Genomic DNA, 24,049 nt, shown 5'->3' on the forward strand with positions numbered 1-24,049 from the left:
TAAACACCCCAATATAGAGAAATGACTTGTGTAATCAAGCAGGTGGTGGATAATACGCCGCTCTATACTCTATAGCAATTATACTGGAACACATGGCTAAAGAAGAAAATATCGAAATGGAAGGTACTGTCATTGAGACACTACCAAACACAACTTTCAGAGTTGAATTAGAAAACGGACATGTTGTGAATGCACACATTTCTGGTCGTATGCGTAAGAACTACATCCGTATACTAACGGGTGACTCGGTAACGGTTCAGTTGACACCATACGACTTAACCAAAGGTAGAATCACTTACCGTAGTAAATAGTTTGCATCTATGTAGTCAGCTTAGTTTCTGATTATCAAATACCAAACACTAAAAAGCCCGCTACTTATTTACTAAGTAGCGGGCTTTTCTGTATCTGAGCACTTACTCAGGTGTTAAGCAGGCTCAGCTTCCGTTTCAAAATTCAAAACAAGCTTATCACCCTTCTCTGTAATTCGAACTAGACCACCCTTAACAAGGCTTCCGAATAAGATCTCATCAGCTAAAGGTCGTTTAATGTTTTCTTGAATAACACGCTCCATAGGACGCGCGCCCATTTTAACATCATAGCCTTTGTTCGCTAACCATCGCTTAGCCTTATCATCTACCACCAAGCTAACTTTCTTTTCATCCAACTGCACTTCCAGTCGAATTAAGAACTTATCAACGATTGACGTGATGACCGACTCCGGTAATGGATTGAACTGAACAACAGCGTCCAAACGATTACGAAACTCCGGTGTAAACGTAGATTCAATCGCCTTAGTAGTATCCAAAGAATGATCTTGCTGCGTGAAGCCCATTGAGCTACGACTGATATCTTGTGCGCCCGCATTACTAGTCATAATCAATATAACGTTACGGAAATCAACACTACGGCCATTACTATCAGTCAAAGACCCGTTATCCATAACCTGTAGCAACAAGTTAAACACATCCGGATGAGCCTTCTCAACTTCATCTAAAAGCAGTACCGCATGTGGGTTTTTGTTAACAGCATCGGTTAACAAGCCACCTTCGTCATAACCAATATAACCAGGAGGCGCACCAATCAAACGAGAAACAGTATGACGCTCCATGTACTCAGACATATCAAATCGCAATAGCTTGATACCAAGATGCTCAGATAACTGCTTCGTTACCTCAGTCTTACCAACACCCGTCGGACCTGCAAATAGGAACGAACCAATTGGCTTATGGTCATCTCGCAAGCCTGAACGCGCCATTTTAATAGCCGTGACAATCTGCTTGATTGATTCATCTTGCCCAAACACAACGCGCTGAAGATTTTCTTCAAGCTTTTTAAGCACATCCATATCAGAACTAGAAACAGCCTTAGGTGGAATACGTGCTATTTTCGCTACGATTGATTCAATATCACTAACGTTGATTGTTTTCTTACGTGACGCTTTTGGCTGTAACTGGCGATGAGCACCTGCTTCATCAATGATATCGATTGCCTTATCAGGCAAGCGACGATCAGTAATATAACGTGCAGACAACTCTACCGCTGTTTCAAGTGCAGGCATGGTATATTTAACATCATGATACTCTTCAAAGCGCGACTTCAAACCCTTAAGGATTTTAATTGTCTCTGGAACAGACGGCTCATTCACATCAATCTTTTGGAAGCGTCGAGCAAGTGCACGATCCTTCTCAAAGATACTATGATATTCCTGATACGTTGTAGAACCCATGCACTTCAATTCACCTGACGCCAACACTGGCTTAATCAAGTTTGAAGCATCCATCGTTCCACCAGACGTTGCACCTGCGCCAATGATGATATGTATTTCATCAATAAACAGAACCGCATGATCTTCATCGCGAATTTGATTGAGCACTGCTTTTAAGCGCTTTTCAAAATCACCACGATATTTAGTACCAGCAACCAACGCACCCAAATCTAATGAATAGATCGTTGCATCAGCCAATACTTCTGGAACTTCTTTATCAACAATACGCTTTGCCAGACCTTCAGCGATAGCAGTCTTACCCACACCCGCTTCACCAACCAACAAAGGATTATTTTTACGGCGACGACAAAGCACTTGAATAGCTCGTTCAACTTCTTCATCACGACCGATTAGAGGATCAATCTTACCCTCTGCCGCAACCTGATTTAGATTGCTTGCAAAACGCTCCAGTGGACTAGCTTTCGCTTCATCCTCTGAAAATTCTTGCTCATCTCTATTAGTATCCGCATCACTTTGATCCTCTTCCACTGAAAGATTGTCAAAAGAAATATCTTCTTCTTTGTGGATACCATGAGAAATAAAGTTAACAAGGTCCAAACGAGTCATCTCTTGCTTAGCAAGATAATAAACCGCATGTGATTCTGTTTCGCCAAAAATGGCTACAAGAATACTATCACCTGTTACTTCTTCTTTAGCCGACGCTTGAACATGGTATACCGCACGCTGTAAAACGCGCTGAAAGCCGATTGTAGGACGACTTTCTCGTCCATCATCTTCCACTAAGATCGGTGTACTTTCTTCAATGTGACTTTCTAGATCTTGCTGCAGTAATGGAATATTAATACCACACGCTCGCAAGGTATCTGCTGCCGAAGGGTTCTTTGTCATCGCCAATAGTAAATGTTCCACAGTCACAAATTCGTGATGCTTCTCATTGGCTTCCCTAAATAGGCTATTTATCGAGTATTCAACTTCTGGACTCAGCATAACTTAGTCTCCTTAGGCCTCTTCCATGGTACATAACAAAGGGTGCTGGGACTCACGAGCATGCTCGTTCACCATAACGACTTTGGTTTCTGCAATCTCCCTAGTGAAGACTCCACAAACGCCTTTGCCTTTTTGGTGCACGTTTAGCATGACTCGTGTAGAAGCCTCATGATCAAGACTAAAGAACACCATTAGTACCTCCACGACGAACTCCATAGGAGTAAAGTCGTCATTCACTAGTATAACGCTATAACGCTTTGGTTCTTTAACTTCTGGGCGGGATTCCTCTACCGCCAAACCAGAATCGTCATCTATCTCATGCTTATCTGCCATCGTTCTTCCCAGCTCTCCGGAACTTTATTTACATATTATCGATAATGCGATCACCGAACTCTGCAGTTGTTTGAACTATTGCATCATCCATTTCGTTCGCAAAATCGAAGGTTACTGTTTTTGCGGTTATAGCGCCAGAAATACCTTTTACTACAAGGTCAGCAGCTTCTAACCAGCCCATGTGGCGCAACATCATTTCAGCAGACAGAACAATAGACCCAGGATTTGCTATATTTTGCCCAGCAATCATAGGTGCAGTTCCGTGAGTAGCTTCAAATACAGCTATATTGTCAGACAAGTTAGCACCTGGTGCGATACCGATACCACCAACCTGAGCTGCTAGCGCATCTGAGATGTAATCACCATTCAAGTTCAGTGTAGCAACAACTGAGTACTTCTCAGGATATAACAAGATATTCTGTAAGAACGCATCTGCAATCACATCATTAAGGATGATATCTTTACCAGTATTGGGGTTCTTAAAGGATAACCAAGGCCCACCGTCTAATAATGTCGCACCAAATTCTTTAACAGCAAGATCAACACCCCAAGCCTTGAATCCACCTTCAGTGAATTTCATTATATTGCCTTTGTGTACTATTGTAACAACTTCACGGTCATTATCGATAGCATACTGAAAAGCCTTACGCACTAAACGCTCTGTTCCTTCTCTAGAAACCGGCTTTACACCAATACCTGAAGTCTCCGGGAAACGAATCTTAGTGACACCCATTTCTTCTTGAAGGAATTTAATAACTTTCTCAGCTTCTGGTGTACCTTGCTCCCACTCAATACCTGCATAGATATCTTCTGAGTTTTCACGGAAGATCATCATATTAGTTTGAGTCGGGTCTTTCAGTGGGCTCGGCGTACCTTCATAATAACGTACAGGGCGTAGACAAGTATAAAGATCCAACGTTTGACGAATCGTTACATTTAAAGAGCGCATACCGCCGCCAACAGGCGTAGTAAGTGGTCCTTTAATAGAAACAACATAATCTTTAATGACATCCAACGTCTCTTCAGGTAACCAAGTGTCACCACCGTATAGATTATTTGCCTTCTCACCCGCAAAAATCTCCATCCATTCGATCTTGCGATTGCCGCCATATGCTTTTGCTATAGAAGCGTCAATTACCTTCTTCATAACAGGGGTAACATCAGCACCGATTCCATCACCCTCTATAAAAGGAATAACGGGGTTGCTTGGTACGTTTAGTGAAAAGTCTGCGTTTGTTGTAATTTTTTCGCCTTGAGCAGGCGCAATAATATGCTGAAATCCCATCTTATACTCCTAATTGTCTATTAAAATTCATTTCGCGAAAACCCTCGCTACAGAGACTAAGCCAACCCCCTAAAGTATCGCACAATGAATCCCCGTCATTATTTGTATTACTGATACTTATTCTGACTCTTATAATAAAATTCAATCATAAAACTAATCGTTTATATGACGGCATAATGCTTTAATATAGTCCCCCATTCACAAAATTCAATAGAGAAAAGAATATGAGTTATCACGTTTACGGCATTGGTAATGCACTTGTTGACATGGAATTTGAAGTAGAAGAAAGCTTTTTACAGGAAAATAACATCGAAAAAGGCTTAATGACGCTAATTGATGAAGAACAAAAATTAAAAATATCAGCGAATTTAACATCATCTTATGGCGTTAAAAAGCGTACAGGTGGCGGTTCAGCAGCAAATACCATCGTTGCCGTGAGTAACTTAGGTGGAAACTCTTTTTACGCGTGTAAGGTTGCAGACGATATTGACGGTAACTTCTACAAAGAAAACTTGGAAGAAGCGGGCGTTACAACAGCGCTAGGTGCGGTTAAGTCTCAAGGTATCACCGGTAATTGTGTTGTGATGGTGACACCTGACGCTGAAAGAACAATGAACACGTTCCTAGGAATCACTTCAGACTTCTCTGCAGATGAACTAGACCTAGATGCACTTAAGAAATCTGAGTACATTTATGTTGAAGGCTACTTAGTTACGTCAGACACTTCTCGCAACGCAGTTATGGCTGCACGTAAAGTAGCGAAAGAGAATGGCGTTAAAACAGCAATCACTTTCTCTGACCCTGCAATGGTGACTTACTTCAAGGATGGCGTGACTGAAATTCTTGACGGTGGTGTTGATGTTCTTTTCAGTAATGAAGAAGAAGCAACAACATACACAGGCAAAGATAACCTTGATGACGCTATCGCTGAACTAGAGAAACTAGCAGGTACATTAGTACTTACACTTGGTGACAAGGGTGCTGTAATCATTAAAAACGGCGAGCGTGTTAAAATTGCTTCTGTTCCAACAACAGCTGTTGACACTAATGGTGCGGGCGATATGTTTGCAGGTGCTTACATGTTTGGTCTAACACACGGCTTTAGTGATCTACACTCGGGTAACCTAGCAAGCGAAGCAGCTTCAATTATTGTTTCTCGCTTCGGTACACGCCTTGAGAAAGCAGAGCAACAAACTCTGATCGCAAAATACTGCTGATATACTCCAACAGATACAAGCCGAAACAACACGGATATTGAAAATGACTCGTAAAATTCTTGTAACCAGCGCACTTCCTTATGCAAATGGCCCGATACACATTGGCCATATGGTTGAATATATTCAAACTGATATTTGGGCACGCTTCCAACGCTTGCGCGGCAATCACTGCTACTACGTGTGTGCGGATGATGCACATGGCACACCGATTATGCTGCGCGCTCAACAGGAAGGCATCACGCCTCAAGAATTGATTGATAATATGAATACGGAACACCGCGCGGATTTTGCGGGTTTCAATATCCAGTTCGATAACTACCACACGACTCACTCGGAAGAGAACCGTATTCTTTCAGAGCAGGTATACCTCGCGGCAAAAGAAGCAGGTCATATCGACACACGTGTGATTAAGCAGGCTTACGACCCTGAAGCTGAAATGTTCCTACCCGATCGTTTCATCAAAGGTGAATGCCCTAAGTGTGGCGCAAAAGATCAGTACGGTGATAACTGTGAGGTCTGTGGTGCGACTTATTCGAATACCGAAGTTGTAAACCCATACTCTGTTGTGACAGGCGCAACACCGATTGAAAAAGACAGTGAGCATTACTTCTTCAAGCTAAGCAACTTTAAAGAGTTTTTAGAGAAGTGGCTAGCCAGCGGCTCAGTACAGAAAGAAGTCGTTAATAAAATGAATGAATGGGTTGAAGATGGCCTTTCTGATTGGGATATTTCTCGTGACGCGCCTTACTGGGGTTTCAAAATCCCGGGCACTGAAGACAAGTACTTTTATGTATGGCTAGACGCGCCAATTGGCTACCTAGCTTCATTTAAGAACCTGTGCGACAAGAACGGCGAAAACTTCGATGACTACTGGGCGAAAGACTCAACAGCTGAAGTTCATCACTTCATCGGTAAAGATATCGCTTATTTCCATACATTATTTTGGCCAGCACAGCTTGAAGCAGCGGGTTACCGTTTACCTACAAGCGTAAACTGCCACGGTTTCTTGAAAGTGAATGGCGAGAAGATGTCTAAGTCTCGCGGTACGTTCATTCAAGCACGTGTGTTCTTGAATCACTTACCTGCGGAACAACTTCGTTATTACTTTGCTTCAAAGCTAAATAATACGATTGATGATCTTGATCTAAACCTAGAAGACTTCCAGCAGCGCGCTAACAGCGACCTAGTGGGTAAGGTTGTCAATATCGCTTCTCGTTGTGCTAGCTTCATCAACAAGAAGTTTGACAGCAAACTATCAGCTGAGCTACCAGACCCTAAGCTATATGCAAAATTCACAGCAGCTAGCGATGAAATTGCAGAAAGCTATGAGTCACGTCAGTACAGCCGAGCAATGCGTCAAATCATGGCATTGGCAGATCTTGCTAATCAGTACATTGATGAGAACAAGCCTTGGGTATTAATCAAGGACGAAGAAACTAAAGATCAAGTACAAGGTATCTGCACACAAGGTGTGAACATGTTCCGCGCCCTGCTTTGCTACCTTAAACCTGTATTGCCTGAGCTTGCAGAAAACGCTGAAAAGTTTTTGAATGCAGGTGAAATGGATTGGACGTCAGCTCAATCACCATTGCTTAATCATGAGCTTGGAAAGTTTAAAGCACTAATGACGCGTATTGAACCTACACAGATTGAAGCGATGCTCGACGAGAACAAGCAAGTGTTGGAAGCGATTCAAGCGGCAGCAGCTGACAAACCTGAACTTAGCAAGCATTTGACTGATGACCAGATCAAACCTGAAATCACCTATGAAGATTTCGATAAGGTTGACCTTCGTATAGCAACAATCGAAAAAGCTGATCACGTAAAAGGTGCTGATAAGCTACTTTGCTTAACGTTAGATATCGGTGGTGAGAAACGCCAAGTGTTTGCTGGTATTAAGTCAGCTTACGACCCTGAGTCATTAGTTGGCAAGCAAACAGTCATGGTGGCTAACTTAGCCCCGCGTAAAATGCGTTTTGGCATGTCAGAAGGCATGGTTCTAGCTGCAGGCCCTGGAGGAAGTGACCTATTTATACTTCAACCAGACCCTGGCGCTGAAGCAGGTATGAGAGTTAAGTAAAACGACTGAGAATATCTTAGTCATTTATCTTTATAGGGCTAGAGTGCTGACAAAGCCTCTAGCCCTCTTTGATTGTGATAAGCACTAAAGAACGACTACTTAACTTTCTTCTTTTTAGCACTAAGCTGCTCAAAACGCTCCAAGTCACTTCTATACCGCTTCTTTATCTTAGTTTTCTCGATAAGGTTCTCAGTAATCGCCTGCTGATAGACATGAAGATCATCCAAAATAGTGTCTATTTTAATACCCAACATATTCTTAGTATTAGGGTTCACCATTCTTTCGTATCGCGCTTCTATATCAGATAACTTCTCCGATAATTTTTTATGTCTAGTCTTCAAAATAGCAACACTGCCATCAGTCATCTCTAGTTTACTTTCGTAAATTTTAATTAACTCTTCTGTACTCGCAAACATAGCAAGTAACTGAGTATCTCTCATTTCTTGCAAGTCTTTACGTCTCTGCTCTTCCTTCTCAACCGCATCACGCGCTAACTTGATTTGATCGAGTTTGATTTTACGCTTGCGAGCTTCAGCTGATTCAATTGTTTCTGCGACCATTCCATTCTGGCGCAGCTTAGTATGACCACTCTGTGCCACATCAGGTGGGACCACATCGCTATAGTAAACCTTGCCATCAGCATCCACCCAGCGATACAAGCCAGAATGTACAGGCAAAGAAGCGAGCATAATTAGTGCTGTTGTTAAATAAAGAATTTTCATTATAATTATTTTTATTAGCGACAAGACTGCGAAATTATTCGCTTGCTTGTGTTAAGTCATCAAAACGTGAAAGCGTAGTTTTATACTGCTTTGTCAGTATTTTCTTATCTGTTCTATTCAACAGTATAAGCGCTCTATAATCCGCCAACGTACTCTCTGCATTATCAATCTGGAGTGACAATGTCATCCGGTTCATTTCGCTCTTTGACGCTTTATGCTTCCTATGAAGTCTTTTCAGCTTCTGCACCAAGTTCTCTTCTCTAGCCGTAGAGATCTCAACACTCTGATCAATCAGTGATAATTTGTTATTAAACGCACGCATTAACTCTCCGCGTGAGTCATACGTTGAAAGTAACATGTCATCTTTCTTTTTTTGTTCTTCTTCGACTAGCATAGCTGCCGTTTTTTCAGTCTCAATTTCTTTTTTCTTTTCGTGTACTTCTTGCTGACGCTTTAACTCTGCAGAAGAGCTAACCACTTCAGATTCGATACCATGCTTGTTTAAAGAGGTATGTCCTTTTTGAGCAATGGATGGTGGAATTTTGTCAGAAAAATGCACCTTCCCACTCTCATCAACCCAGCGAAATAAACTAGCATCAGCAGCAGAGCTAGCAAGTATAAAAATTAAAGCAGTAAGCTTAATAGAAGTCATGATAATGGGGGGTTATAATTGTTAGTATTACGTTCCATCCTATCAATAGAGACAGATTGGGTCATGCATATTCCGACGAATGCATGAGCGCTATCGGAAAACCCTATGACAACACGATTTGACCTGCACACAGATTTTCAGCCTGCTGGCGACCAGCCAACAGCTATAGCATCACTTGTGGATGGGCTTAATGACGGTCTTCTGCATCAAACATTATTAGGTGTTACAGGCTCAGGTAAAACATTTACCATTGCCAATATCATTGAGCAAACACAGCGCCCCACCATCCTAATGGCTCACAATAAAACGCTAGCCGCACAGCTTTACGGGGAAATGAAAGAATTCTTCCCCAACAATGCTGTGGAATACTTTGTTTCTTACTACGACTACTACCAACCAGAAGCCTATGTCCCTGCTTCTGGTGTCTTTATTGAAAAAGATGCGTCGATAAATGAACACATTGAGCAAATGCGGCTGTCCGCAACAAAGGCCTTAATAGAACGCAAAGACGTAATTATCGTTGCAACGGTCTCCGCCATCTATGGTTTGGGTAACCCTGACTCATATTTGAAGATGATACTCCACCTTGATCGCGGTGAAAAAATCGATCAGCGAAGCATCCTACGACGCCTCGCAGAATTACAGTACACACGAAACGACATAGAACTGTCTCGTGGTACCTACCGCGTGCGTGGGGAAGTCATCGACGTCCACCCTGCTGACTCAGACATTGAAGCGGTCCGCATTGAACTATTTGATGATGAAGTTGAGAACTTAAGCTACTTTGATCCATTAACAGGAGAAGTGCTACGCAAAGTCCCTCGCCTCACTATCTACCCTAAGACTCACTATGTAACCCCCCGTGAAACTTTAGTAGGTGCCGTAGATAAGATAAAGGATGAATTAAGAGAACGTCTTAAGGTACTTCATGCCAATGGACGTCTAGTGGAAGCACAGCGACTGCAAGAACGTACCCTTTATGATATTGAGATGATCATGGAAGTAGGTTATTGCTCAGGTATCGAAAACTACTCTCGCTACCTCTCAGGAAGACCTCCCGGCTCACCTCCACCGTGTTTATTCGACTACCTACCTGAAGAGGCTTTGGTTGTAATAGACGAGTCTCATGCGACCGTCCCGCAAATAGGGGCAATGTATAAAGGCGATCGATCAAGGAAGAATAACTTAGTTGAATATGGTTTCAGATTACCGTCTGCCTTAGATAACCGTCCCTTACAATTTGAAGAGTTTGAACGTTTAATACCTCAAGCTGTTCATGTATCAGCGACACCCGGTAACTATGAAAACGAACACAGTGACAATGTAGCAGAGCAAGTAGTCAGACCGACCGGTTTGATTGACCCAACCATAGAAATTCGTCCTGTAGACTCTCAAGTTGATGATGTGATGTCAGAGATCAATATACGTGCGGCTAAAAATGAACGAACGTTAATTACCACGTTAACTAAACGAATGGCTGAGGATCTTACCGACTACTTAATGGAACATGACATTAAGGTACGTTACTTACATGCGGACATTGATACAGTAGAGCGAACAGAGATCATACGTGACTTACGCCTTGGTGAGTTTGACGCCTTAGTCGGTATTAACTTACTCCGTGAGGGTTTGGACATGCCCGAAGTGACCCTTGTCGCCATTCTAGATGCAGATAAAGAAGGCTTCCTTCGCTCTGAACGATCTTTAATTCAAACCATCGGTCGTGCAGCACGTAATTCAGAAGGTCGGGCAATCTTATACGCCAACCGCATTACCAACTCAATGCAGAAAGCCATTGATGAAACAGATCGTCGTCGTGAGAAACAGATCGCGCACAACACAGCCAATAACATCACGCCTAAAACTATCCATAAGCGCGTTGCTGACATCATGGAAGGCGCCTATAGCAAAGGTCGCTCTGGTGGCCGTTCGGATAAAGGCAAGAAAGTCGCTGAGTCAGAAACAGACTACCGGGCACTCACTCCTGCAAAAGCCATCAAGCTGATAGCCAAGTTAGAAAAGGATATGTTTAAGCATGCTAAAAACCTAGAGTTTGAAGAAGCGGCTAGAACGCGTGATGAGATCACCAAACTTCGAGAGCAAACCTTGTTAAGCGGCTAACTTTAAACAACACTTTCTAGCAGTATGACTAAAGCTGATCACGCCACGGCTTTAGTCATGCTTTACCCCACCTATAGTCAATAAAACAAAACAGATGAAGATTAGTGGTCAATCCGTTCATCTTGGAATCATTTACAATATCAACCCGTAAATCCTATTATTAGATCTCTAGTAAAGACTAGAGCTGGTAATAAAGTTACATAAAAATAATAATAACCCCCCTACAATATGGACCCAACCATGAAAACTATAAAAAAAATTGGTTTAGCAGTTGCTCTAATTCCTCTACTTGGTGCGATGTCAGCACACGCAAATATCTTTGAAGTGAACAACGCTAGCACTCAAGGTGGTGAATTCTTTGAAGACGTATTCTTTGGTGGCGCATTTGGCCAATCAGAAGCTGATGACTACTGTGGTACATCATCTAGCTGCACTGAAGACGACACATCTTGGAAAATATACGGTGGTTACAAGATTAATGACATGATCGATGCTGAAGTCGCTTATAACAGCATTGGCGATCTAAACCGTGAAGGCGAAGCAGGAAGAGAAACGGCTGAAATCGATGCGCTATCTATCTCTGCGGTTGGTAAGTATGAAATTAATGACTCTGTTGAAGCATTAGGAAAGATCGGCGCAACGCGCTGGACTAGCAATAACAGCGACGGTGACGAAGATGGCTTCAGCATCAACTACGGCTTTGGCGCAAAAGTACGTCTAAACGAAACAATGAAACTTCGTGCTGAGTGGGAGTCAATCTCTGACGTTGAGACAGCAGGTGGTAGAAAAACAGACGTTACAACAATGAGCCTAGGTATTGAGCTAGAAACACTATAAAACTCATTTGACCGATATTAAGAAAGGCAGCCTAAATGGTTGCCTTTCTTGTTTTTGTCTATGCAACAAGCTGCTATTTCTAGTACATTATCATTCTTTTGAAAAATGCTAGGAATGACTACCATGGCACGCCAAATCGATCTTATCTCCCCTTCTATTCTTTCCGCTGACTTTGCTCGTCTTGGTGAAGAAGTTGATAATGTTTTACGCTCAGGTGCTGACATCGTGCATTTTGATGTCATGGACAACCACTACGTTCCTAACTTAACCATTGGGCCATTAGTGTGTGAAGCACTACGCAAGCACGGTGTAACAGCCGATATTGATGTCCACCTCATGGTGAAACCTGTCGACAGAATCATTCCTGACTTTGCTAACGCGGGCGCAAGCTACATTACCTTCCACCCAGAATCTTCTGAGCACGTTGACCGTACACTACAGCTCATCAAGAGCCATGGTTGTAAAGCAGGTTTAGTCTTTAACCCTGCAACATCACTAGATGTACTTGACTATGTAATGGATAAGGTAGACATGATTCTACTAATGTCAGTTAACCCAGGTTTTGGCGGTCAATCTTTCATACCGGGTACGCTTGATAAACTAAGACAAGCACGTAAGCGTATTGATGATTCAGGTTTAGATATTAGACTGGAAATTGATGGTGGCGTTAAGATAGACAATATTGCTGAAATAAAAGCCGCTGGTGCGGATACTTTTGTTGCAGGTTCTGCTATTTTTGGTGCAGCAGATAAGACTGATCCAAACCACTACGACACTGTTTGTCGTCAGCTTAGAGAGCAGCTAGCAACAGTCAGTTCATAGAGGCATAAACAAACACGATTTACAGGCAAGACCCATAGGCGATTATCCCCGTGACAACATTAATCGGAAAAGTTAGACTCATGTCAAATCAACTCGGAAAACATATGATGTTATTAGATCTGTACAAGCATTGGCGATGGTGAAGCTCGACTAGCGCGAACTTTCACCCAAATACACATGTTTTTACAGGTTTATACTTATGTTAAGAGATACTTTTCAGGCTTGCGTTGCGCAAGGCTACGACAAAATCCCATTAGTTCGTGAAGTACTAGCGGATTTAGACACCCCATTAAGCACCTACCTTAAGCTAGCTAATGCGCCTTATAGCTACTTGTTTGAATCCGTTCAAGGTGGCGAAAAATGGGGTCGTTATTCCATTATTGGGCTGCCTGCTCGTGAGACTATCCACATTCACGAAAAAGAAATCGATATTCAAATTGACGGTGTTAGCCGTGAGAAATTTACGGTTGAAGACCCGCTTGCGTGGATTGAAGATCGTCAAAATGCCTCTAAAGTTGCAGAAATCCCAGAGCTACCGCGTTTCACGGGTGGCTTAGTCGGTTATTTCGGCTATGAAACGATTGGTTACATTGAGCCAAAGCTTGCCGCTTTTAAAAAAGAAGATCCTATCAACACACCTGACATCCTATTGATGGTGTCAGATGAGGTGGTTGTCTTTGATAATTTAGCCGGCAAACTATATCTCGTCGTTCATGCTGATGCGGATGGTTACGATCAAGCACAAACAAGGCTGCAAGAACTTTACGAGAAGCTGCGTGAGCCAATGGTCTATCCTCTTGATCGTGCCGAACACTATACACAGGTTAAAGAAGAAGACTTCGTTTCTGAGTTCCCAGAAGAGTTGTTTAAAGCAGCAGTGAGCAAAGGTCGCGAGTACATCTGTGAAGGCGACATCATGCAGGTAGTTTTGTCCCAGCGCTTGAGCATTCCATTCAAAGCACGCCCTTTGGACTTATACCGCACGCTACGCAGTTTAAACCCTTCTCCTTATATGTACTTTTTACAACTGGATAGCTTCCAAATTGTAGGCTCATCACCTGAGATTTTAGTGCGTTTAGAAGATGATGAAGTAACGGTTCGCCCTATTGCCGGCACTCGTAGACGAGGTGTTGATAAGGCACAAGATATTGCACTTGAGAAAGATCTATTATCTGACCCTAAAGAAATCGCAGAACATGTGATGCTGATCGATCTCGGTCGAAATGATGCAGGTAGAGTCAGTGAAATAGGCACCGTAGAACTGACTGAGAACATGCTAGTAGAACGTTATTCGCACGTTATGCATATCGTATCTAACGTCAACGGTAAGCTGAAAGACGGCATGAGTGCTATGGATGTACTCCGTGCAACCTTCCCTGCAGGAACGGTTAGTGGCGCGCCAAAGATTCGTGCGATGGAAATTATTGCCGAGCAAGAGCCAACTAAACGCGGTATTTACTCTGGCGCAGTCGGTTACCTCTCATGGAACGGCAATATGGATACGGCCATTGCTATCCGTACTGCGGTCATTAAAGACGAAATGCTGTATGTCCAAGCCGGTGCAGGTATCGTTTATGACTCTGTACCTCAGTCCGAGTGGGATGAAACAATGAATAAGGCACGAGCTATTTTCTCAGCCGTTAGCGAAGTATCTGCAGGCTTAGATAATGCCGAAAAAAATGAAGGAGAAATCTCATGATTTTGATGCTAGATAATTATGACTCATTCACCTATAACCTTGTTCAATACCTAGGCGAGCTAGGCGCGGATGTTGAAGTACACCGTAACGACCAAATCACGGTCGATGACATTAAAGCAATGGCGCCTGAACGTATTATGCTTTCACCGGGTCCGGGTACACCGTCTGGTGCAGGTATTTGCTTAGAAACGATTGAAACCTTTGCTGGCAAGATTCCATTATTTGGCGTGTGCTTGGGTCATCAAGCCATTGGTCAAGCATTTGGCGGAAACGTTATTCGTGCAAAACAAATCATGCACGGTAAGACATCCTTGATGCACCACACTGACAAAGGTGTATTTAAAGGTTTAAATAACCCTTATACGGCAACGCGTTATCACTCATTAGTCATTGAGGCTGCAACACTCCCAGACTGTTTGGAAGTGACTGCTTGGACCGAAAATGAAGATGGCTCAATGGATGAGATCATGGGTATTCGTCATAAAACGCTAAATATTGAAGGCGTGCAATTTCACCCAGAGTCTATTTTGAGTGAACACGGCCATGACATGCTTAAAAACTTCTTAACAGCCGAGACACGCTAATGGATCCAGCCTACCCACCCGCTAGCTTTGTTAAGCGCCTTTGCGCCATGTTTTACGACGCATTATTAGCACTGTCTTTTGTGTTGGTGTTTGGCTTTTTCAGCATGGTAATCGTACAAAGCGTTTTTGGTCTTGAGAACGTAGAAGCAGGCTCGAAAACTGCCAAAATATTCTTCGTTTACATTATGGTCTTATGCTTTGTGTTTTACGCATGGTTCTGGACGCATGGCGGTCAAACGCTCGGCATGCGCGCTTGGAAAATTAAACTAGTACAAGACAACGGCTTACCTGTTACATGGACTCAGGCTTTCTTTCGATTTTTTTATTCCTTGATTAGCTGGATTCCATGCGGTGCTGGCTACCTATGGATGCTCGTCGATAAGAACAAACGTACTTGGCACGATAAGGCCTCTCACTCAAATATTATCGACATTAAGTAATGGATCAAAACACTGCACCAGCGCCGAGTATTCCACTTTGGCAAACTATCGTGTTTACCTTATTGACGCTGGTTGTTTTTCTCTTTGCTCAAACCTCAGCACTGCAACACTATACTGACTCTCAAATGGCCAACTTTCCAGAAATGGAAAGGTCTGCGCTATTAAAAATCATGAGTTCTGATGCCACTGCGGTTAGTTTGGTTAGTATCATCGGTGCCATCACTGCTACGGCATTTTTACTGTTGATTATTCATCTACGCAGTTTGAGCATAAAACAGTATCTATCACTTTACTCGTACACCAAAAGAGATCTGATTAACTGGCAGCTAGTGATGATCGCCTTTATCGCCATCACGAGCCTATTTGCTTATGTCATTTCGCATGAAACGTCTGACTTCATGAAGAGACTATGGGAAAGCTGTGACAACGTTGTGTTACTGCTGATTGCCGTGGTTATTGCCGCACCCATTTTTGAAGAATGTTTGTTTCGTGGCTTCCTTTTTTCAGGACTACAACAAAGCCACCTCGGTACAGGGGCAGCAATTGTTTTTAGTGCAGCCGCATGGGCCGTGATACACACCCAATACGGCACATTTGACCTGATCACTGTCTTCGTTTTCGGCATTATATTAGCCGTCGCGCGTATAGCCAGTCACTCACTCTTATTACCTATCACACTACACGGTACATTTAACTTTTTTGCCGTGCTAGAAATGGCCATATTCAACTAAAACATGGCACAATAAGCGCCATGCTAACAACAAATAAAACGGATACCGAATGAACTACTCAGTTACAAGTAACCTTTCTGCAAAGGATGCCGCTGGCGATTGCTTATTAATCGCGATCTACAAAGACAAGCAACTGTCTGCTGCTGCAAAATCTATTGATGAAGCATCAAACGGCGCGATTTCTGAACTACTTGCGTTTGGTGATTTCACAGGTAAAGCAGAACAAGTTCACACACTTTATAGCGTTGCAGGTGTTACTGCTAAACGCGTTGTATTAGTCGGATGTGGTGAGCAAAAAGCTTTTGATGCTTTCGCACTTAAGAAATGTGTTAGTGCGGCGATTGCAGCACTACCTACTGATTCTATTACAAGCGCAACTAGCTTCTTAGGTGATGATTTAGCAAGTGATTCAGCTGCAGCAGTCACGCAAGCGATTCTTGCAGTCGCTGATAAGCAATACACGTTTAACATTCATAAGTCAGAGCAAAGTAAGCCATCATTACTAGTATCGATGACGATTGCTTTTAGTGGTGACGTTGCCAATACAGATACCGCGCTTACGCAAGCAACCGCTATGGCGCATGGCTCTAAATTATCTCGCGATCTATCCAACCAACCAGGTAATGTTTGCACACCGACTTACCTTGCTGAAACAGCATTAGGTATGGCTAAAGAGTTTGACGCACTGGATGTTGAGATTCTTGAAGAAGCTGACATGGAAAAGCTTGGAATGGGCTCTTTCTTATCAGTAGGTCATGGTAGTGATCAACCATCAAAACTGGTTGTATTCAAATACAACGGTGCTGGTGATGATTCAGCACCCGTTGCACTTGTTGGTAAGGGCGTGACATTTGATACGGGTGGTATTTCAATTAAGCCCGGCGCAAACATGGACGAAATGAAATTCGACATGATTGGTGCTGCTAGTGTTACCGGTACTATCCAAGCAATTGCAGAGATGAAGCTACCTATTAACGTCATTGGTATTTTAGCAGCGGCTGAAAACATGCCTAGTGCACGCGCGACTAAGCCAGGTGACATCGTTAAATCAATGTCTGGTAAAACAATCGAAGTATTGAATACAGATGCTGAAGGTCGTTTAGTGCTTTGTGATGCACTGACTTATGCAGGCAAGTACAAGCCTCGTTTAGTGATTGATATTGCAACGCTAACAGGTGCTTGTATTGTCGCTCTAGGTCACGAGATCTGCGCCCTACTTGCTAATGATCAGTCACTTGCTGATGAGATCATGGTGTCAGGTAAAAGTATTGGCGACCAAGCTTGGCAATTACCAATGAACGATGAGTACAAGAAGCTACTGAAGAGTGAGCACGCTGACATTGGCAACATCGGTGGACGTACTGCCGGTACAATTACTGCGGCATGCTTCCTAAGTCACTTTACTGAAGACTATCGTTGGGCTCACCTAGACATTGCTGGTACAGCATGGACAGGTAAAGCAGCCTCTGGACGCCCTGTTCCACTACTGACTCAATTCTTAATTGATCAGGCCTAATGACAGAAATTAGTTTTTATGTCGGTAAGCAAGACAATCTACACGGTAGGCTTTTTTTAGCCTGCCGTGTGGCACAAAAAGCATACGACCGTGGCTACCATATCCACATCCACACAGACTCTCTTATCACGTCTCGTCAACTGGATGATTTACTGTGGAGCTTCAGTCCTACCAGTTTTATTCCGCATGCCATTATCGAAAATGCAGACAAGGAACGCATAATAATTTCTCATGATTATGAACCTCATGAGGACTGTGACTACTTAATTAATCTATCGAATGAACAACCCAAGTTTTTCTCCCGCTTTACAAAGATGGCAGAGATTCTTGATCAAACCCCCGATATTTTAACCGATGGTCGTAAAAGATATGCCTATTATCGAGATAGAGGCTATAATTTGCAGTACTATCAACTGTAGGAAGTTATAGAGATGTCGAATCCCCCGTCGAAAGCATCCGAGTACATTCCAGTTGTGTCAGACCTTGTTGTCCCAGGTAACCCTGAGCTTCGTCAACAGTCTAATGCTGCCGGAAAATCAAAGAACAGAAATTACGTTGATGACCTAAATTCACGAATCGATGAATTAGAATCAGCAATTGGCCAAGATACAATGGGATCACAAAGCCGCGCCCATGCTATCCGTGCTGAAGCCAGTAGAACAAGAACACCACCTGTTAAGAGAATCAAAGGCAATAAAACCCCCAGTAAAAACAAAGAACTCTCTTAATTTTTAAGTACGTCACTTATACATTTAAAAGAATCAATACACGATAACCCAAATGCGAATAATCACTGCATCTATGCAGTGATTCGGGCTATAATTTCATCTTTCAAGATGACTATCAGACTGTATTCGCATGGATAAAACGTATAACCCACAGGACATCGAGCAACGTTGGTATAAGCACTGGGAATCTCAGGGCTACTTTCAACCGTCTGGCACAGGTGATCCTTACTGCATCATGATCCCACCTCCGAATGTTACTGGCACGCTACATATGGGCCACGCATTCCAAGATACGATCATGGATTCGCTGATTCGTTATCACCGCATGAAAGGTGATAATACGCTTTGGCAGCCAGGTACAGACCATGCGGGTATATCTACACAGATGGTCGTCGAACGCCAACTAAATGCTGAAGGCAAAACGCGTCATGACTTAGGTCGTGATAAGTTTGTTGAGCGTGTTTGGGACTGGAAAGAAGAGTCTGGTGGTGAAATTACACAACAGCTACGTCGCCTAGGTGCTTCACCTGACTGGTCTCGTGAACGCTTTACTATGGATGATGGTTTATCTGACTCTGTTGGTAACGTATTCGAACAGTTATTCGACGAAGGTCTTATCTATCGTGGTAAGCGCCTAGTTAACTGGGACACAGTACTTCACACTGCATTGTCAGATATCGAAGTACTAAACGAAGAAGAAAACGGTCACATGTGGCACTTCCGTTACCCGCTTGCAGATGAGCAAGGTAACGCGACAGATGAGCACCTGATTGTTGCAACGACTCGCCCAGAGACAATGCTTGGTGATAGTGGTGTTGCAGTCCACCCTGACGATGAGCGCTATCAGCACCTTATTGGTAAGTTCATCAAACTACCGCTAGTAGGTCGTTTGATCCCTATCGTTGGCGATGACTATGCTGACCCTGAAAAAGGTACCGGTTGCGTTAAGATCACCCCTGCTCATGACTTCAATGACTATGAAGTTGGCGCACGTCACAACCTTGAAGTTATCAATATCTTTGATGATAGCGCTAAGATGAATGACACAGTACCGGAAGCTTATATCGGTATGGATCGTTTCGATGCTCGTAAGAAAATCGTTACTGACTTAGATGCGCTTGGCTTACTTGATGTTGTTAAAGATCATAAATTAATGGTTCCACGTGGTGATCGCTCAGGTACGGTAATCGAGCCTTACATGACAGATCAGTGGTACGTAAAAGTTGCGCCACTCGCTGGCCCTGCGATCGAAGCGGTTGAATCTGGTCGTATTAAGTTCGTACCTGATAACTACAAAAATATGTACTTCAGTTGGATGACCGATGTCCAAGACTGGTGTATTTCTCGTCAAATCTGGTGGGGACATAGAATCCCAGCATGGTTCGACGATTCTGGTAAAGTTTACGTTGGTAAAGACGAAGCCGCTGTTCGTGAAAAGTATTCACTTGGTTCTGAGTTAGCACTGCGTCAAGACACTGACGTGCTAGATACTTGGTTCTCATCAGCACTTTGGCCTTTCTCTACACTAGGCTGGCCAAACAAAACTGAAGCCCTTCAAACATGGTACCCAACAAACGTATTGGTTACTGGCTTTGACATCATTTTCTTCTGGGTTGCCAGAATGATTATGTTTGGTCTGAAGTTTATGGATGGTGAAGTACCATTCAAAGAAGTCTACATGCACGGTCTAGTCCGTGACGCTGAAGGACAGAAGATGTCCAAGTCTAAGGGTAATGTAATTGACCCACTAGACGTTATCGAAGGTATCACCCTTGATGACTTGCTAGAGAAGCGCACCAAAAATCTAATGCAGGATCACACGCGCGATAGCATTGCAAAAGCAACGCTTAAGCAGTTCCCTGATGGTATCCCAGCGTTTGGTACTGATGCATTGCGCTTTAGCTTTGCAGCACTTGCGTCGACTGGTCGTGACATCCGTTTTGACCTGCAACGTATCGAAGGTTACAGAAACTTCTGTAACAAGCTTTGGAACGGTGCGCGTTATGTAATGATGCAGACTGAAGACAAAGATATTGGTCTAGATAATCCAAACCGTGAGTTATCTCAAGCAGATCGCTGGATTGTATCTCGCCTTCAAAAGACCTCTGCTGAAGTTGCTGAGCACTTTGAGAAGTATCGTTTTGACCTTGCGGCAAAAGCACTGTATGAGTTCACATGGCACGAGTATTGCGATTGGTACCTAGAGCTATCTAAGCCAGTATTGTTTGCAGATGACGTAAGTGATTCTGCTAAGCACGGTACACGCTACACATTGGTCACTGTATTCGAATCTATTCTTCGTTTACTACACCCAATCATGCCGTATATCACTGAAGAAATTTGGCAAGACATCAAGCCGCTACTAGCGATCACTGATGACACCATCATGCTACAAAGCTATCCAGTTGCTGACAATAGTTTGGATGATGCTGAAGCTGAAAGTGGTATGACATGGGCTCAAGACTTTATTGTCGGCATTCGTAAGATTCGTTCAGAAATGGACATTAAGCCGGGCAAAGTTTTACCTATCTTAATTGCTAACTGGACGGAACAAGATCAAGCGTTGTATGCAAGCTGTACCCGTGAAATCCTGTCCCTAGCGAAGATAGAGCCTGTGAAGTGGCTAACTAGCGATGAGACTGCACCGGAGTCGGCAACGGCCCTCGTTGGTGATATGCAGATCTTAATCCCGTTAGCTGGATTGATTGATAAGGACGCTGAAATAAAGCGACTGAATCGTGAAATCGAGAAGATCAACACGAGCTTACAAGGTGTATTGGGACGTTTAAATAACCCAGCATTTACTGACAAAGCACCTGAGAATGTTGTCGCTCAAGTTCAAAAGCAAGCTGATGAACAGCAAGCAGCACTTGATCAACTTCAGCAGCAATTGGTAAAGATTGAAGCGATGTAATTTATTGTTTCAATAGGCATTAAAAAGGCCCAGCATTTGCTGGGCCTTTTTTGTTTCTGATCATTCAACGTTACCGTCTATGCTAAGTAGTATCTCTACCTACTTAGCACCACGAGTAATTAAATAAGCAGCCACTCTATCCTTTCGAAGCGAAATAGCCATATCTAACGCAGTTTGACCATTGGGCGCTTTAGCATTAACAATCGCACCTTTAGCAAGAAGTAGCTTACAAAGATTTAGACTACCGCCACGTGCTGCGACATGTAACAAACTCCAACCATTACCTTGCTTGAGATTCGCTGAAACACCAACAGATAGGCAATTTTTAACATAAGCAAGATTTCCTAAAGACGCTTGCTTAAGTATCTTTCCACCAATCGTACAGTCATCGGTAATGCCTTTGATGCGTGAAATTTTCTGCTGCTTTAAAACCTGCAACCTCTTACGCTCTGCTTGCTTTGCCACCAATGGATCAACAGGTGCTTTTACAACTGCAGGCACTTGTACCGCTGGTGTCGCTTCAACCGGCGCAGAAACACCCGCTTGTGCCAAAATTTGGGCTTCTTTAACACTGACTGTCGCAGTTTCTTCAGTCGCTTGAGTAGCAGAAGTATCACCACTTTCGTTAGTAACCACAGAAGCAGGAAGAGGCTTTTCTCCATCAACCGCGGCAACCGTTTCTTTAACGTCCGAAGTAGCCGCTGGAGTGCTATTGACTTCTTCAGCCTCACCGACTTTACTCTTATCAACCGCTTTGAGTGCTGGACTAGCAGGATCAGTAGTATTATCTACATCAACTTTTTCAACAGCAGTCTTTTTGGCAAAGGCCTCCTGTCCATTTAGTAACGCCTGTATCACAGCCTTATCTAAATCATTGTGTAAAACCGCTTTGCTTTCCTTTGCGGCAGTCGTTACTTTAAAGTTCTCACTACCCGTATCCAACGCTTTACTAATAACACGCTGTAAGTCATCTACAGTCTCATCTCCTAAAACCTCTTTCTCTGTCGTTTTTGGTGATGGTGTTTCTAGCTGCTTTGATACTTCTACTTGATTTGATACTTCTACTTGATTTGATTCTTCTTTCTCAGTAACAGCTTCAGCTGGTGAAGGAGAAACAGAAGCACTGTCAACGCCAGAAGCTACAGTCTCTACCTTAATAACATCGGTAGACACAGCAGTTGCAGTAGGTACACTTTGCGTAACAGCAGGAGTAGAAGTTGGCGCAAGCACAATTGAAACTGGCACGACAACAGGCGCAGCTTCTTTTTGAGCATCAAGCCCAAAATACTGAGGATAATTAACTGCGGTATAAGCAGCAGCTCCACCAGTAACAAACAAAACACCTAGCCAAACTAAACCCTTTTTACTACCGGAGCGCTGCTTCGTCGCTCTAATAGAAGTCACAATAGCTTCTTCGTCCTCTTCCGGCTCATCAGAAAAAGGTGTCGTAATCACAACTCGCTTCTGTGGTGGTGGCTTCGGTGGCTCAGCGGCCTGTGCTTCCTGTAACTGCGAAATAAATGCACGACACGACTTATAACGGTCTGTCGGTTTACGCTTCATCGCTTTTGCTAACACGTCAGACACTGACTTTAATTCAGGACGGTGTGCGGTTAACAAAGGAGAGACATGAGTCGCTACCTGCATACGATAGTCTTCACCCCCTTTGGTGCGAGCAAAAGGCACTTTACCTGCCAACGCTTCATAAACCATGGTAGCTAGTAGATATTGATCGTAATTTGCAGTGTAAGCACTCTTGAGGTACTCAGGTGACAAGTACTGATCTACGTTTAACGTAGTAATACCGTTTTTGAACTTACCCATTAACTGAAGGGCATATTCAGTAATGAAGTCACCCATCAAAATTTTCTGTGAACCGATAAATACAGAAGAAGGTTTCAAGCTACCATGAACATAACCAGACTCATGTAACTCATCCAAAGTACTAGCTAAGGGGGTTGCCCAATCTAGTACTGAGTCCATATCAACTTTCGTTTCAGAAATACGTTTTCGCCCTAGTACGTGCTCCAATGTCTCATCCGTGACATATTGCAGCACAGCATAAGGCTGTGAATTGTATTCGCCATGCCCAAGCACTTTAAGTAGCCCTGGGAAAGACGATCTCATTAATTTCACACAGACTTCATCAAAAGCGGGTGTGAAGTCTGGTAGGATTAGTAACTCAATACGGGGTAGTGAGAGCATCACTAAGCGGTTACTATTTTCAGTGTCTTCCGCGAGATAGCACGAATTAAAGGTGTTATCGTGAATCTTCTTTTGTATCTGATATCGGTGACTTATAACCGTGCCTGCGCTAATCGGTTGTTGCATGCTTCATCCTTGATATGCAGTAAATCGGGGGTGAGATTAACATATTTTAATCATAGCTTTCTAAACCGTAACAGAAAAAAAAGCGTTTTATTGTTAGTATCCTTGCAAGTTTGGTAGGTAGCAGAGAATATAGGTTCATATATATTGTAGCTATTTGTTTTTATTAGGTATACAAAATTTATTGCCTACATTGTACACAATTTTTAAAAACATTAATATGTTTAAAAATAAATCATATCGATTCATTAGGTGCTATAAACATCACTTCAACCTACACAATATATAATTTACCAATGAACCAATTTAATCAGTTACTGTCTGACA

Annotated in this window: 20 protein-coding genes; 14 read left to right on the forward strand and 6 right to left on the reverse strand. The window is 43.0% G+C overall.

Translation table 11 applies throughout. The features are described from left to right. The first annotated feature begins 92 nt into the window (after positions 1 to 92). Positions 93 to 311, forward strand: coding sequence for a translation initiation factor IF-1 (infA, locus tag DKT75_RS20215; RefSeq protein ID WP_109826390.1), 219 nt, complete (start codon positions 93 to 95; stop codon positions 309 to 311). Between the two features lie 113 nt (positions 312 to 424). Here infA and clpA read toward each other — a convergent pair whose 3' ends face one another. From clpA to icd, 3 genes are read right to left on the reverse strand one after another with little or no spacing between them, the layout of a single operon-like run. After that, positions 425 to 2,713 carry an ATP-dependent Clp protease ATP-binding subunit ClpA gene (clpA, locus tag DKT75_RS20220; protein WP_109826394.1) on the reverse strand — a complete coding sequence of 763 codons (2,289 nt, stop codon included), beginning with the start codon at positions 2,711 to 2,713 and terminating at the stop codon, positions 425 to 427. A gap of 12 nt (positions 2,714 to 2,725) precedes the next feature. Next, positions 2,726 to 3,046, reverse strand: a complete 321-nt coding sequence (gene clpS / locus DKT75_RS20225; protein ID WP_109826396.1) for an ATP-dependent Clp protease adapter ClpS — start codon at positions 3,044 to 3,046, stop codon at positions 2,726 to 2,728. Positions 3,047 to 3,074: 28 nt separating this feature from the next. After that, complete coding sequence (gene icd, locus DKT75_RS20230; protein WP_109826400.1) at positions 3,075 to 4,331, reverse strand: NADP-dependent isocitrate dehydrogenase; 1,257 nt, start codon at positions 4,329 to 4,331, stop codon at positions 3,075 to 3,077. Between the two features lie 224 nt (positions 4,332 to 4,555). Between icd and DKT75_RS20235 the strand changes: the two genes are divergently transcribed. Beyond that, positions 4,556 to 5,548 (forward strand): adenosine kinase, encoded by a 993-nt coding sequence (locus tag DKT75_RS20235; RefSeq protein ID WP_109826402.1) that lies wholly within the window; start codon positions 4,556 to 4,558, stop codon positions 5,546 to 5,548. Positions 5,549 to 5,591: 43 nt separating this feature from the next. Further along, positions 5,592 to 7,628 carry a methionine--tRNA ligase gene (gene metG / locus DKT75_RS20240; RefSeq protein ID WP_109826405.1) on the forward strand — a complete coding sequence of 679 codons (2,037 nt, stop codon included), beginning with the start codon at positions 5,592 to 5,594 and terminating at the stop codon, positions 7,626 to 7,628. Between the two features lie 95 nt (positions 7,629 to 7,723). Here metG and DKT75_RS20245 read toward each other — a convergent pair whose 3' ends face one another. Both DKT75_RS20245 and DKT75_RS20250 read right to left on the reverse strand, forming a co-directional pair. Then, positions 7,724 to 8,350, reverse strand: coding sequence for a DUF4124 domain-containing protein (locus DKT75_RS20245; RefSeq protein ID WP_109826407.1), 627 nt, complete (start codon positions 8,348 to 8,350; stop codon positions 7,724 to 7,726). 34 nt (positions 8,351 to 8,384) lie between these two features. After that, entirely contained in the window at positions 8,385 to 9,002 is a 618-nt protein-coding gene (locus DKT75_RS20250; protein WP_109826409.1) for a DUF4124 domain-containing protein, read from the reverse strand. A 105-nt stretch (positions 9,003 to 9,107) separates the two neighbouring features. Between DKT75_RS20250 and uvrB the strand changes: the two genes are divergently transcribed. The 11 genes from uvrB to DKT75_RS20305 all read left to right on the forward strand — a co-directional run bounded on the left by uvrB (position 9,108) and on the right by DKT75_RS20305 (position 21,394). Continuing rightward, positions 9,108 to 11,123 (forward strand): excinuclease ABC subunit UvrB, encoded by a 2,016-nt coding sequence (gene uvrB / locus DKT75_RS20255; protein ID WP_109826411.1) that lies wholly within the window; start codon positions 9,108 to 9,110, stop codon positions 11,121 to 11,123. 240 nt (positions 11,124 to 11,363) lie between these two features. Beyond that, positions 11,364 to 11,960, forward strand: coding sequence for an outer membrane beta-barrel protein (locus tag DKT75_RS20260; RefSeq protein ID WP_158278931.1), 597 nt, complete (start codon positions 11,364 to 11,366; stop codon positions 11,958 to 11,960). 123 nt (positions 11,961 to 12,083) lie between these two features. Then, positions 12,084 to 12,782 carry a ribulose-phosphate 3-epimerase gene (rpe, locus tag DKT75_RS20265; protein WP_109826417.1) on the forward strand — a complete coding sequence of 233 codons (699 nt, stop codon included), beginning with the start codon at positions 12,084 to 12,086 and terminating at the stop codon, positions 12,780 to 12,782. A 199-nt stretch (positions 12,783 to 12,981) separates the two neighbouring features. Continuing rightward, the gene (gene trpE, locus DKT75_RS20270) at positions 12,982 to 14,481 is read left to right on the forward strand and encodes an anthranilate synthase component I (RefSeq protein WP_109826419.1); all 1,500 of its coding nucleotides are present in this window, start codon (positions 12,982 to 12,984) and stop codon (positions 14,479 to 14,481) included. After that, entirely contained in the window at positions 14,478 to 15,065 is a 588-nt protein-coding gene (locus DKT75_RS20275; protein ID WP_170310690.1) for an anthranilate synthase component II, read from the forward strand. Before trpE ends, DKT75_RS20275 begins: the two co-directional genes overlap by 4 nt. Further along, positions 15,065 to 15,505 (forward strand): RDD family protein, encoded by a 441-nt coding sequence (locus DKT75_RS20280; protein ID WP_109826421.1) that lies wholly within the window; start codon positions 15,065 to 15,067, stop codon positions 15,503 to 15,505. The genes DKT75_RS20275 and DKT75_RS20280 overlap by 1 nt, the downstream gene beginning before the upstream one ends. Further along, positions 15,505 to 16,236: a CPBP family intramembrane glutamic endopeptidase gene (locus DKT75_RS20285; RefSeq protein WP_109826424.1), complete on the forward strand. Its 732-nt coding sequence runs from the start codon at positions 15,505 to 15,507 to the stop codon at positions 16,234 to 16,236. Before DKT75_RS20280 ends, DKT75_RS20285 begins: the two co-directional genes overlap by 1 nt. Before the next feature lie 49 nt (positions 16,237 to 16,285). Next, entirely contained in the window at positions 16,286 to 17,752 is a 1,467-nt protein-coding gene (locus DKT75_RS20290; protein ID WP_109826426.1) for a leucyl aminopeptidase, read from the forward strand. Continuing rightward, positions 17,752 to 18,171, forward strand: a complete 420-nt coding sequence (locus DKT75_RS20295; RefSeq protein ID WP_109826428.1) for a DNA polymerase III subunit chi — start codon at positions 17,752 to 17,754, stop codon at positions 18,169 to 18,171. The genes DKT75_RS20290 and DKT75_RS20295 overlap by 1 nt, the downstream gene beginning before the upstream one ends. Positions 18,172 to 18,183: 12 nt before the next feature. After that, positions 18,184 to 18,480, forward strand: a complete 297-nt coding sequence (locus DKT75_RS20300) for a hypothetical protein (protein WP_109826430.1) — start codon at positions 18,184 to 18,186, stop codon at positions 18,478 to 18,480. Between the two features lie 130 nt (positions 18,481 to 18,610). Then, entirely contained in the window at positions 18,611 to 21,394 is a 2,784-nt protein-coding gene (locus tag DKT75_RS20305) for a valine--tRNA ligase (protein ID WP_109826432.1), read from the forward strand. Between the two features lie 99 nt (positions 21,395 to 21,493). On the opposite strand, the gene DKT75_RS20310 is transcribed toward DKT75_RS20305, so the two are convergent. Next, positions 21,494 to 23,725: an ankyrin repeat domain-containing protein kinase gene (locus DKT75_RS20310; RefSeq protein WP_109826434.1), complete on the reverse strand. Its 2,232-nt coding sequence runs from the start codon at positions 23,723 to 23,725 to the stop codon at positions 21,494 to 21,496. Between the last annotated feature and the right edge of the window lie 324 nt (positions 23,726 to 24,049).

The organism is Leucothrix arctica, assembly GCF_003172895.1.
Classification (GTDB): domain Bacteria; phylum Pseudomonadota; class Gammaproteobacteria; order Thiotrichales; family Thiotrichaceae; genus Leucothrix; species Leucothrix arctica.